12 protein-coding genes and 3 pseudogenes are annotated in these 11,356 nt (G+C 68.6%); 9 read left to right on the top strand and 6 right to left on the bottom strand.

Going from position 1 to position 11,356, the window contains the following annotated elements:
* Positions 1-110: 110 nt before the first annotated feature.
* From AB0I18_RS23140 to AB0I18_RS23125, 4 genes and pseudogenes are all read left to right on the top strand, one after another.
* Positions 111-650, top strand: a complete 540-nt coding sequence (locus AB0I18_RS23140; protein ID WP_363107445.1) for a hypothetical protein — start codon at positions 111-113, stop codon at positions 648-650.
* 179 nt (positions 651-829) lie between these two features.
* Entirely contained in the window at positions 830-1,588 is a 759-nt protein-coding gene (locus AB0I18_RS23135) for a hypothetical protein (RefSeq protein ID WP_363107444.1), read from the top strand.
* A gap of 694 nt (positions 1,589-2,282) precedes the next feature.
* Entirely contained in the window at positions 2,283-2,741 is a 459-nt protein-coding gene (locus AB0I18_RS23130) for a peptidoglycan-binding domain-containing protein (RefSeq protein ID WP_363107443.1), read from the top strand.
* Positions 2,742-2,746: 5 nt separating this feature from the next.
* Positions 2,747-2,911 (top strand): annotated as a pseudogene (locus AB0I18_RS23125) (TetR/AcrR family transcriptional regulator); the annotation flags it as partial.
* A gap of 225 nt (positions 2,912-3,136) precedes the next feature.
* On the opposite strand, the gene AB0I18_RS23120 reads toward AB0I18_RS23125, so the two are convergent.
* Positions 3,137-3,592, bottom strand: a complete 456-nt coding sequence (locus AB0I18_RS23120) for a hypothetical protein (protein ID WP_363107442.1) — start codon at positions 3,590-3,592, stop codon at positions 3,137-3,139.
* A 216-nt stretch (positions 3,593-3,808) separates the two neighbouring features.
* On the bottom strand, positions 3,809-4,045 hold the full coding sequence (locus AB0I18_RS23115) for a peptidoglycan-binding domain-containing protein (RefSeq protein WP_363107440.1): 237 nt from the start codon (positions 4,043-4,045) through the stop codon (positions 3,809-3,811).
* Positions 4,046-5,197: 1,152 nt separating this feature from the next.
* On the opposite strand from AB0I18_RS23115, the gene AB0I18_RS23110 reads away from it, so the two are divergent.
* From AB0I18_RS23110 to AB0I18_RS23100, 3 genes are all read left to right on the top strand, one after another.
* A complete protein-coding gene (locus AB0I18_RS23110) occupies positions 5,198-5,497 on the top strand; it encodes a hypothetical protein (RefSeq protein WP_363107439.1) in 300 nt (99 codons plus the stop codon).
* 102 nt (positions 5,498-5,599) lie between these two features.
* Positions 5,600-6,022, top strand: a complete 423-nt coding sequence (locus tag AB0I18_RS23105) for a peptidoglycan-binding domain-containing protein (RefSeq protein WP_363107438.1) — start codon at positions 5,600-5,602, stop codon at positions 6,020-6,022.
* A 42-nt stretch (positions 6,023-6,064) separates the two neighbouring features.
* Complete coding sequence (locus AB0I18_RS23100; RefSeq protein ID WP_363107437.1) at positions 6,065-6,523, top strand: peptidoglycan-binding domain-containing protein; 459 nt, start codon at positions 6,065-6,067, stop codon at positions 6,521-6,523.
* A 156-nt stretch (positions 6,524-6,679) separates the two neighbouring features.
* Here AB0I18_RS23100 and AB0I18_RS23095 read toward each other — a convergent pair whose 3' ends face one another.
* Positions 6,680-6,823 carry a hypothetical protein gene (locus AB0I18_RS23095; RefSeq protein ID WP_363107436.1) on the bottom strand — a complete coding sequence of 48 codons (144 nt, stop codon included), beginning with the start codon at positions 6,821-6,823 and terminating at the stop codon, positions 6,680-6,682.
* Positions 6,824-7,315: 492 nt separating this feature from the next.
* Here AB0I18_RS23095 and AB0I18_RS23090 point away from each other — a divergent pair, with 492 nt between their 5' ends.
* A complete protein-coding gene (locus AB0I18_RS23090; RefSeq protein ID WP_363107435.1) occupies positions 7,316-7,732 on the top strand; it encodes a peptidoglycan-binding domain-containing protein in 417 nt (138 codons plus the stop codon).
* 75 nt (positions 7,733-7,807) lie between these two features.
* Positions 7,808-7,999 carry a hypothetical protein gene (locus AB0I18_RS23085; protein ID WP_363107434.1) on the top strand — a complete coding sequence of 64 codons (192 nt, stop codon included), beginning with the start codon at positions 7,808-7,810 and terminating at the stop codon, positions 7,997-7,999.
* A 458-nt stretch (positions 8,000-8,457) separates the two neighbouring features.
* On the opposite strand, the pseudogene AB0I18_RS23080 reads toward AB0I18_RS23085, so the two are convergent.
* The 3 genes and pseudogenes from AB0I18_RS23080 to AB0I18_RS23070 all read right to left on the bottom strand — a co-directional run.
* Positions 8,458-9,346: pseudogene (locus AB0I18_RS23080) on the bottom strand (transporter); the annotation flags it as partial.
* 43 nt (positions 9,347-9,389) lie between these two features.
* Positions 9,390-10,036: pseudogene (locus AB0I18_RS23075) on the bottom strand (amidohydrolase family protein); the annotation flags it as partial.
* 42 nt (positions 10,037-10,078) lie between these two features.
* Positions 10,079-11,254 carry an AMP-binding protein gene (locus tag AB0I18_RS23070; protein WP_363107433.1) on the bottom strand — a complete coding sequence of 392 codons (1,176 nt, stop codon included), beginning with the start codon at positions 11,252-11,254 and terminating at the stop codon, positions 10,079-10,081.
* Positions 11,255-11,356: the final 102 nt, after the last annotated feature.

Below are 11,356 nucleotides of genomic sequence, written 5' to 3'. Positions count from 1 at the left end.
CGTCGGCTGCTCGGGCTCCGTCAGCGTGGGAAACTCCGAGCCAAAGACGGGACGCGCAGCGGCTGTGCCAGGGACAGCTTCTAGCCGTTCGCGAGCGGAAGGCACCATCCGTGCATGACTACGACGACCCCGCCTGGGGGCCGCTTCCGGTCCGCCCGGCCGCACTGCGCTGGCTGCTGCTTCTGCCCCTGACCCTGGTGTTCCTGCCGCTGTGGTGGGTGGTGTGGGTTCTCATCGCGGTCTGTGTCTACTGCGTGGCGCCGTTGGCCGAGCTGATCGTCTACATGGTGCCGCGTGCCGAGAACGGTGCGACACGGATGCTGGACGCCACGCTGGGCCAAGTGCCGTTCGTCCCGCTCTGGTGCGTGAGCCCGGTGGCGCTGGTGCGGGAGGGCGACACGGCGTACTACCGGGCGCGGGTGGAGCGGCGCGTCGGGAAGCAGACCCGGCGAGTGGAGACCTCCCGGCACCGTCGCGAGTACCACCGCGACCTGGAACTGGCAGCACACTACTTCCGGGGCGCCGGCGCCGGTCACGTCCTGCGCGTCGCCTCGGAGCAGGGCTGGAACCTCCATCCGGTGCTGCGCTCGCACCCCCGGCGTCGGCTACGGCTGCGCCACAACGGCCGACCACGGCCGGACTGGATCTGACGGTCCTGAACGATCTTCGTCAACGGCGGCCGCCTCGCCCCGTTGATGAGCCGGTCGCGACACCGCGGGCCAGGCTCCGGGGCTGATCGGCCCCGGCGTGCTCGCACTCTTCCAAGGAGACGACACTGAAAAGAAGCGCCCTGCGGTGGCCGATACCGGTCATCGCGTCCGTGCTGGGCTTGTCCTGGTTGACCGGCTGCGCCATCGACAAGGGCACGGCACTCGCTGCGGATTTCGAAGAAGAGTGGGCCGGCACGCCGGACGTGGCAAAGATCCACACCACCAAGAACAACACGCTGCCCTTCAAGGGGACGTCGGACGGCACGCTGATCCTCAAGGAGGGCACTTCCGCCGACCGCGTGACCAAGCTGGCGGGCGAGATGAGACAGTACGTCGCCCGTCACGACAAGATCACCGGCCGGATCACGGCGGACGGCATCACCTTCACCGTGGTCGCGGACGAAAGGCGCACCCACGAAGTGCTGGCGCTGTGGCGGTCCCTGACGGCCGACGACCAGGTGGTGAACGCCGACATTTATGATTCGCCCTGGAAAGAAGCAACCGACCGCTGGCGGATCGAGGTCACCGCGGTCGATGCCGGCGGCGCATTGGCGGTGTTCAAGGACATGCTCGCCGAGGGCGACCGGCACCGGACCCTCTCCGGCGTGATGGTCCTCAAGGTCACAGGGCCGGGTCTCTTTGTGGAGACCGACTTCAACAACGGTTTCCCTGCCGAGGCGATCGCCGCGTACGAGGCGGTGCTCGCTCAGTACCCGGTCACCGGCGCGGGTGTGCGACGCGACGCTGTGTCTGGATCGGCGGTGAGCATCGTCGTGGCGCAGCGCGCGGATCGGGACCACGCCGACGAACTCGCCAGGAGGGCGGCGCCGAACCTCGGTGCCGCCGCCGTCAAGGTCACCAGCGACAGCCGCCACTGATCGCCGGCCTGTATCTGCCGAAGAAGTGGACCGGCGACCGGGAGCACTGCCGGTGCGTGCATCCGAGACCCAGGCCACGGCTGATACTGGCCCATCACCCTGGCCCAGCCGGCCGCCGCGTTCCCTGCCTCCAGGACGCGGCGGCCCTGCGCGAGCAGGGCCCCTCGCCTCGGAGCACTTCCGTCGGGAGGCGGCACAGCCCGCAGACCGCAACAGGGGGACGAGGCTGACCCCGCCGGCTGCGTCCCGCCCCTGCGTTTGACCGCCTACGAGGTCCGCCGCCTCGTCCTCGTCCTGCATCCCCAGCCCCAGCCGACCCGCCCCGACCGGATCCGGCAGTGTTTGCGCGGGTCCAGTCGGCGACGCTGCCCCCAGGCCCGCGCCCGCCATCGAACCCGCCGCTGCACGGCCCCGGCCACCCTGAACAACAGCAGTCCACCCGCTCTACGGCTGAAGGGCTTGTGGGGCGAACGACCGGCACACTCGGCGACCGGGCCGGGCTACTGTGCCCGTCGTACGGGGCTGACACCGACGGCGAGGGGCGCGCACGACCTCACTTTCGCGCGTGGGACGTCCCAGGATGACGCCACGTGTACGCCGACTGCGGCCGGACATCGCGCCGAAGGCCCAGTCTCGTCGCGGAGCCGGCCCGTGCGGTCGGTTCTGCTCATCGCACGTCAACGGAGGGAAAAGCATGCGCGCACTCACCAAGGCACTCGTCAGTGTCACCGCCGCCGTCGGAATCGCCGCCGGCGGCCTGGCCACCACGGGCACAGCCGTGGCGGCCCCCGCGCCGACCCAGCAGCAGGCGGTGACCGGTGAGGTGGGCACGCTCGCGGTGGTCAACCTCGGGCTGAGCACCGCCCAGGCGAAGGACTGGCAGTGCTGGCTGCGCGCACTGGGTTACAAGCCCGGCACGATCGACGGGCAGCTGGGTACCAGCAGCTGGAAGGCGGCGCAGGAATTCTTCACTCCCCAGGGCTTCTACAAGGATGACATCGACGGAATCGTCGGACCCCACACGATCCAGGCGCTCCAGCGCTACCTGAACTCCCGCAACCTGGGCTACAACCTTGACGTCGACGGGATCGCCGGAAAGCGCACCAAGGCCGCGTTCGCGCATTACGCCGACAGGTTCTCGCACCTCTGCTGAGCCGACAGGCACAATGCCTGACCATCGTGCTCAGGGCACTGTTCGTCGGTCTCAGCCAGGGCGTCCCCCTCGGTCTCGCCCCTGGTGCCGACGCGCAGTACTTCGTCGGCACGGCCCGCGCTCTGGCATCCGGGATGTCTCTCCTTGATCACGATACGGATGCTTCGTGATGGTCAGTCAGATGAGGCGTCGCCTCCACCAGCCACCCCCACTCGGCGCGCTGACCAGCCGCAATGACCGTAGGAGGCAGAGCGAACCGCTGCCTCGGTTTGACCGAGACACCGCACCGAATGCCCGAGATTGAGCGGGACATGTGACCGGATGCCGTACAAAGACGGGGACTGCCTCAACTGAACGGAGACGGGACATCTGGCCTGTGGATAACCCGCTTCCGCTCAGCGGCCTCGGAGCGCGGCCCGGATGGCTGCGACGTGGGGCTGGGGGAAGGCCCGCGCCTGTTGTTCGGCCTGAGCGTGCTCTTCGGCGGTGAGGGGCCGCCGTACGCACAGTTCGGTGATCTCGACTTCGTACCTGCGGTAGTCGTCTACTGGCCGGGGCAGTGGGACGGGGTACCGGTGCCAGCCGTGCGCGGTCGACCGCCACAGCGGGCGGTCGGCCTCTGCGAGGGTGCCGTAGTGATCGACGAACATGGCCACGACGCCGGCGTCGAAGTGCAGCGAGGGCCGGTCGCCCGCCTCGCATCCCGGGCAGCCGTCCTTGCCTGTGCACACCACGAGGCGCCGGTCGTAGCGCGGCGGGCAGAAGCGGGGATGGGCGCGCTGCTGGGTGTAGGCGCGGTCGATCCGGCGGCGGTGGACCTCGACGTGGCCGCCGGCTTCAAGGCAGCGCACGGCTCGCCGTACGGCGGCACGCTGACAACGCGTTCCCTGCCCAGGATGGGGCGTTCTCACATTTTCGGGGGTGACGAGGTAGGGGCCGACCCACTTGCGGGAGCAGCCCGTCGGGGCGGGCCGCACTCGTTCTGCATCCAGGGCCATGCAGCGAGCACAGGGCCAAACTCGACATCCCGGGGGTTACTCCTGGGTCGTGGCTATGCAGCACTTGCTTCATGCACAACGGACCTTGGCACCCGTCTCGATGCTGTACCGGCCCCAGAGCATTGCCCAGCGTGTCTCGGGGCCGTACTCGCCGTCCTGCCTCACGCCGGCTCTGCCCTGCGCGTATTCGAGTGCTTCCTTGGTGGCGGGCCCGAACTCCCCGTCAATCGCGATGTTCCTGCCATAGCAGTGCCGCAATGCCTTCTGCAGGGAGGTGACACCGCCACCGGTGCTTCCCTGGGCCATGACACATGTTGTGTTGGTGTTGCTGGTTGACGGCCTGGTCGTCCAGGTGGTGTCCGCACTCTGCGTCCAGGCGGACGAGGTGCACCACGGGTATGCCGCAGCTGCAGCAGAGGGCGCGGCAGCGAGGGCCCCTCCCAGGGAAGCAGCCAACAGCCCGGAAGCAACAAGTGATGTGGCGCCCTTACGAGTGCGCAGGAACATACTCAGCCCTCTCAGCGATCTGCAAACTTCCGGCCAGGTCGGACACGCTGTCGACTACTAGGTCAACGCGCGGCCGGTGTCAGCCCTGTACGACGGGGACAGTAGCCCGGTCCGGTCGCTGAGTGTGCCGGTCGTTTGCCCCACAAGGAACAGCCATCGCGCCGTAATACGGGCAAGGCGGCGGTCGAGACCGCCTCTGGTTTACAGCCGTGACCTTGTCGAGCTCAACTGCCGCTACCGCTGGGACCACGAGAAGCTGGGTCCGTCAGATCCGTGACTCGCAGCGAAGCCTCGATCGCACCGCCGACGGACCGCGATGCTGACGCCCCGCCGCGCTGCGCGCCCGCAGACGGGAGAGCCTCTGTAGACCAGCCTCCGTGAGGCCTTCACGCATGAAGGCCAGACGACTCGTTGAAGTGGCGGCCGCCCTCTTTGCCAAGAGGGCGGGATCTCCGCCTGGCACAAGACGTGTTCAAGCAGATCGACGCATTTCGTCGGCTCCTCGCCATAACCCAGCCCCACCCTCAGGCGAAGGACCCGGGCTCTCCCGCAAGATTCGTTCGGCCCTCCGACTACTCCGCGCCCCGATCCGGCGCACGCGGTCTGCCCGGCCGAACCCACTCACCCAGCACCGGAAACGCCAGCCAGGTGGACGGGTTCCCAGCCAGGCCGCTCCCAGATTCCGGGAATGCGCGCGCTTGGGCCTGGGGCATCCTCCTCCACCCCGGCCACGGCGACGTCCGCGCCGATCCGTACGCCGCACGCCGCGCCCTGCTCCTGCTGCAGGAGCACGGCGTCCAGCCGCCGCTCCAGGCAGTCCCCATGACGGACGACTCCGACGTGGCGATGACCTGGACGAACAACTCCGGGAGCGGGGCTGTGAGGGCATCGTCTGCAAGTCGGCCGACTCGGCATGCAAAGCAGAGCGGATCTGGAAGAAAGGCAAGACACGTGGACACAGTGGGCGCCGAGATCGTCGGCTGCACAGGCCTCGCCGCGCGCCCGCACGCTCTCGTCGTCCGGCTCCCCGGCGGCCGCATCGCGCGCACGCAGACCCTCAAGGCGCCACTCGCGGCCCGGATCTCCGCGTTCCTCGTCGCGAGTGGACCGTCCCGAAACGCACGCAGCCGTGCGGGGGAGGGCTACCGCACGACCGGACCGGGCCCGGTGGTCGAAGTCCTGGCCGGGACGACCAGACCATGGAGGCTCCGGACTGTCCTGAGTTGGGTGGCGTGCTTGTGCGCCCCGTGAAGAGGCATACCTGAAATGTTTCAGGTTCCGCCCACCGTGCGGCTTCTCCAGACTGAGGCAGGCGAGCAACGCCGCGCCCACAGACCACAACGGGGAGAGACCATGATCATCAAGAAGACTGCCCGGCGCATCGGTATCGGTATCGCGACCGTCGCCCTCGCGGGCACGGCCTTCGCGGGCTCGGCCCATGCCGGGGACCTGAAGGACGTACAGGTGACGGCCAGCGCACCCTGCACGGACCGTCACATCATCTTCGGCGTCGACGGCACTCTGTACCACGGCTTCGACTACAGCAAGGCGCTGAAGACCGTCATCTCCAAGGGCTCCCAGGGCAACATCGTCAAGGAGGCCCAGTGCCTGCTGGAGTACGTCAAGTGCGCTCCGGGCACGGTGGACGGCATCTTCGGTGACAAGACCAGGGCCGCGACGATCCGCTTCCAGGAGAAGAACGGGCTGGGCACCGACGGCTCGATCGGCCCGAAGACCTGGCCGAAGCTGCGCGACTTGGATCCCAAGGGCTGCTGAGCCGCGAATCCTGACGGTATCCATCTCATCAAGGGAAGAATCATGCCCCGAAGCAGCTCGTCCCCTTTCCAGGCCGCCCTCGCCACCGGAGCCCTCACCGCCACGCTCCTCACTGGAGCGATCGCCACCGCACCGGCCGCCTCTTCGGCGTCCTACCCGACCTGCAACGGCGTCAAGACGGTGTCCCTGTCCTCGACGGCCTCGGTCAAGCAGCCCTACTACAAGGGCAACGGGACCAGGAACTGCGTCCTGGCCTCCGGAAGCAGCAGCACGGCCGTCACCGCCCTCCAGGACGCCCTGATCGCCTGCTATAGGCAGGACACGGGCGGCAAGGACGGGGTCTACGGCAGCAAGACCAAGCAGGCCGTGTGGAACGTCCAGGGCCGGTACGACAGCCTCAAGCAGGACGGCGTCTACGGCCCGGAGACCCGCAAGATGATGGGCTGGCGCGTCTACACCAGCGGAAACGCCACGACCCAGTGCACGGCCCCGGGCACGTGAGGGCCGTACCGCGACGCTGAAAAGTCGTAGGTACCGTCAGCCAGGCCCGTCCACCACCATGGACCCCGTGCCGTCCCCGGGGGGAGTCGGCACGGCAGAGGGAGCAGACCGCGAACTGGGGTGCGCGATCGATCCCGTGCACGGCCGCGGTGAGCGTCACGTTCCCACGCTCACCGCGGCCCCCGGCCGTCCCACCGTGATACCTGCTTCGACCAGTGGCTCCTCGGAGTCGTTCCAGGCAAGGATGATCGAGATATTGCGGGGTGTGCCGTCCTTGGCGACGCAGGCCGAGCGGGTCACGTCGCGAGCCAGCAGTTCCTGAACCGGCCGGCCGGTTCAGAACCTCGATGATCTCATTCTGTTGTCGTTCTCGGTCCGTCCAGCGGATCGTTCTGGTTGGTCGCAGGTCGGCCGCTACGGGCCGTTAGCTGATTATTGGTGCGACGCACAACCTGAACTGTTTCAGGTACCCATGGCACCTGTGTTCAGGAGACAGTCAGGTGTGCCTGACCGGGCATGTACCCACCAGGGCGAAACGGGGAGCGGATTCTTAATTTCTCGTGCCGCTCGCCCTCACGGCACGCTCATGTCCCGCCACCGCTTCGTCCCGCGTGACTCAGCAGCTCAGGGCGGGACGCGTCCCGTGTTGTCCCAACCGGGCCGGGCTCTGTGGCTTGTTGGGATCACGACCTCCAACATGTCTGTCGTTCGAACGGACAGCACGGCTTGCCTGCGTCATCCGCCGAACACGACCGATGTCCAGATCGACCACACCTATTCCAGGGGTTTTCCATGACACTCACCGCAACCCGCAGGCGCACCGCGATCGCGCTTGCCTCGCTCACCCTGCTGGGTGGTACGGTCACCGGCGGCGTCGCCGCCGCGGCCGAGACCGGCGCCACCGCTGCCGCGGCCTACCCGTGCGACGTGAGCATGAGCTCCAGCGGCCGGCTCTCTGCCGGCTACTACAACGGCACCACGGTCCAGCCCTCCAGCTCGCAGGTGACCGCCGCCGGCAAGGAAGCCCAGTGCCTCCTCCAGTACCAGGGCCACAATCCGGGGACGATCGACGGCATCTTCGGCCGCAACTCCCAGGCAGCGGCAAAGAAGTTCCAGAGCGTCGTCAACTACGCCTGCGACATCAACCTGGCCGAGGACGGCCAGGTCGGTCCGCAGACCTGGCCCTACCTGCGCCGGCTCACCTGCTGACCCAGCTGTGGCATGGTGGTGCCCTCCTCCTCCCAGGTGGGTCTCTCAAACGAAGGCCCCTGTCTCACATTCGCGATGTCGTTGATCATCGCGGTGCTGGGCGTCGTGAACACCCTGGCGATGTCGGTCTTCGAGCGGCAGCGGCACCACGTGTGCTGGGTCGACCGCGACCGGCTACGCAGATGGGCCGAGCACGGTACCCCGCAGGACCTGCTTCACCTGCCCAACCGGCCCGCCCGCCGGGCGGCTTTGCGCCGGGCCGCCTGAGACGCGCTCACCGCATCCGACGACCGTGCCACCGAAGGGGACTGGTGTACGGCAATGGATCGCTTGACCCGTTGGTGAATTCCCGCTCGCCGTGGTTGCCGCTGTGGTCGCGGGCAAGATGGTCTGGCGGTGGCTCACTCTGTCGCGCAGGAGACCACCGTCCGCACTCGCCGTCGGCAGCCGCAGGTGAGTCTCGCTCGCTGTCGCCGGTCAGGCGATCGAGGAGATGCGCGCGGCCCGTTCATGGGCCGGCCGTCGCGCTGACTGTGCCAGGCCGTGTGTGCCCTTGCCGAAATGCAACTGAGTGCCTGTGTCTGATCCGGTGATGCCAGGACTGGCGTCCTTGTGGTCGATGACACGCGACGCTGGGAGACATCGCGAGGGGCAGCCGGGTGATCCCGGCTGCCCCTCGCTCCTGCTTCAGCGGTCCGGCGTCGTGCTTTGGACCTGCTGCCTGGTCAGGTCAGTCGGCGGCGGATCCACCGGGCGCAGAACCCGGTCAGGGCCAGGGCCAGGCCGAGGTAGAGCCCGGTCTCGGCCCATTGCAGGGCCCAGAAGTTGTCGGCCGGCTGGTACGTCACCTGCTGCTGGTAGCCCTGGGCGCCGAGGTCGGCGAGGCAGCCGTCGAACTGCTGCGTGGTGGGCGGGCCCGACGCGGTACGCAGGCAGTCGGCGAAGGACGACGGCACGGGGACCGGCCGGCGGCGTCCAACGTCTGTTGGGAGGTTTCCCAGGCACCGGGCACTTCGGGATGCGCAACGATCTGCTGGGCGCCCTCCTGGATGCTGATGGGGGCTCCGCCGGGCTCGATCGGCACGGTGGTCCGGTCCGTGGCGGCCAGATAAGGCCGGACCCACAACGGCACCGTGATCTGGACGGCGGCGTAGACGACGAGCGTGGTGGCCATCGCGGGCAGGGTGCGGCGGATGACCAGGCCGAGGGCGACGCCCAGGACGAAGGCGAAGGCGGCATGGGCCAGGGGGACGACACCGCGTGCGGCGAAGGCCACGGGGTCGAGCCGCGGGAAGTACGTGTCCGTCGCGCCCCCGCCGTTGACAGCCCGGTCGATGGGGTCGCTCCACCAGCTCACCGCGAGGCTGGTCAGCCCGGCGGCGTCATGGCGGCTGCCGCACCAAGGCCCAGCTTGGTCGCCAGCCAGCGGGTGCGGGTGACGCCCTGGTTCCACGCGAGGTAGTGGGTTCCGGTCTCCAGTTCGCGGGAGATCAGCGGTGCGCCCCAGAACATCCCGATGACCGCCGGCACGGCCGGCAGTCCGGCGTAGTAGAGGGTCTGGTCCGAACTGGAGACCTGGTCCACCAGGCTGCTGCCGGCCGTTCGGTTGTTCTCCGTGGGCCCGCCCACTCTGTTCTCGTACCGGCGGGGCCGCTGCGTTGGCCTTGTGGGTGGCGATGGAGATCGCGGCGTCCTGCCAGGGCACCGAGGGATGTGCCATGACGATGGTCAGATTGGGGAAGTCGGCGGCGACGTCGTCGAGGAGCATCGGGTCGGAGTGGCGCAGTTGATGCCTCGCCCGCCGGGCAGACCGGCGCCGATGCCGGTCTGGCCGGTGTGGAACAGGGCGGGGACGCCGAGTTCGGCGAGGGCTTCGTAGAGCGGGTAGTGACGGACATCATTGGGCTGGAAGGCCTGCAGGCTGGGGTGGAACTTGAAGCCGCGAACGCCGTGTTCGGTGACGAGCCGCCGGGCACGGGTGATCGCGGCCTGTCCGGCGTGCGGGTCGACCGACCCGAAGGGGATGAGTACGTCGGGATGTTGGGCGGCCTGGTCGGCGATCTCCTCGCTGGAGAGGGCCGGATGGCCGGTTGCGGCGGTGGCGTCGACCGTGAACACGACTGCGGCCATGCGCCTTGCGCGGTAGTGCTCGGCGATATGAGTGAGGGTGGGCGTGCGGTTCTCGGAAGATTTGAAGTAGGACGCCGAGGCGTCCATGAGCTCGTCGTCGAGTGAGTAGCAGCCGTGGGCGTCCTGTTCGACGTGGACGTGGACATCGATGGCGTCCAGTGTGGTGAGTTCCATGCTGTGTTCTCCCGGTACGGGTGGTCGCCGTGGGCTGTCGCGTCAGTGCGCGGAGCGCTGGGCGGCCAGAGCGGTGAATGTGTCCAGCCCTGTCGGTTCGGCCAGGGTGTCCCGGTCCACGACGTCGGCCGGAGCGGCTCCCAACAGGATCTTCTTCGCGGGCAGTTCGAGTTTCTTGCCGGTGCGGTTCCGCGGGACGACCGGCACGGCGGTGATGCGGTCGGGCACATGGCGCGGGGAGAGGGTGTCTCGCAGCGCTGTCGTGATCCGTCGTCGCAGAGCGTCGTCCAGTTCGGCGCCGTGGCGCGGTACGACGAAAAGGAGCAGTTCGCCGGGGCCGCCGTCGGGGTCCTCCAGGTGGACGACCAGGCTGTCGTCGACTTCGGGCAGCTCTTCGACGACACGGTAGAACTCCGCCGTTCCCAGGCGCACCCCGCCGCGATTGAGTGTGGCGTCGGAGCGTCCGGCCACCGTGCAGCTGCCCGTCGCCTCGCTGAAGCGCACCCAGTCCCCATGTCGCCACACTCCGGGGTAGGTGTCGAAGTAGGCGGCCCGGTAGCGGGAGCCGTCAGTGTCGCCCCAGAAGCCGACGGGCATCGAGGGCATGGGCCGGGTGATGACCAGTTCGCCGAGCTCGTCGGTCACCTCGTTGCCCTGCCCGTCGTACGCGGTGGCAGCGACGCCGAGGCAGGGGCCGGAGATCTCTCCCGCCCGGACCGGCTGGAGTGGGCCGCCCTGCAGGATTCCCGTGCACACGTCGGTGCCGCCGCTGCCTACGTTGAGCAGCACACGGGGGCCGAACTGCTCGCGCACCCAGTGGAATCCCTCCGGTGGCAGCGGACTTCCCGCAGCGCCGATCTGGCGCAGCCGGGACAGGTCGTGGTCCCGCGCGGGGGTCAGGCCCTCCTTGCGGCAGACCATCAGGAATCCGGGGCTGGCGCCCATGAGGGTGGCACCGGTCTCCTCGGCCAGCCGCCACTGCCAGTCCAGGCCGGGGTGCAGGGGGTTGCCGTCGATCTGCACGATGGAGGCGCCCACGAGCAGCCCGGAGACCAGCGAGTTCCACATCATCCACGCGGTGGTGGTGAACCACAGGATGCGGTCGCCGGGGCGGAGGTCCCAGCTCAGGGAATGGTTTTTCAGATGCTCCAGCAGGATCCCGCCGTGGCCGTGGACTATCGGTTTGGGTTTGCCCGTGGTGCCGGAGGAGAACAGCACGGAAGGGGACGGGGTCGAAGCCGGGGTCGGCGGGTGCGGCGAGCAGGTCCGCCCAGGCGACCGTGTCGGTGAGTTCCCCGGGCCCGTACGGTACGTGGACGG

This window comes from Streptomyces sp. NPDC050704 (genome assembly GCF_040654355.1).
Lineage (GTDB): Bacteria > Actinomycetota > Actinomycetes > Streptomycetales > Streptomycetaceae > Streptomyces.
The sequence above is the reverse complement of the archived record's forward strand: the minus strand, read 5'-3'. Positions and strand labels throughout refer to the sequence as shown.

Coding starts and splice junctions, on each gene's coding strand:
- AB0I18_RS23130 (WP_363107443.1), top strand. CDS start 2,283: ATGCGCGCACTCACCAAGGCACTCGTCAGTGTCACCGCCGCCGTCGGA.
- AB0I18_RS23115 (WP_363107440.1), bottom strand. CDS start 4,045: ATGGCCCAGGGAAGCACCGGTGGCGGTGTCACCTCCCTGCAGAAGGCA.
- AB0I18_RS23105 (WP_363107438.1), top strand. CDS start 5,600: ATGATCATCAAGAAGACTGCCCGGCGCATCGGTATCGGTATCGCGACC.
- AB0I18_RS23100 (WP_363107437.1), top strand. CDS start 6,065: ATGCCCCGAAGCAGCTCGTCCCCTTTCCAGGCCGCCCTCGCCACCGGA.
- AB0I18_RS23090 (WP_363107435.1), top strand. CDS start 7,316: ATGACACTCACCGCAACCCGCAGGCGCACCGCGATCGCGCTTGCCTCG.
- AB0I18_RS23085 (WP_363107434.1), top strand. CDS start 7,808: ATGTCGTTGATCATCGCGGTGCTGGGCGTCGTGAACACCCTGGCGATG.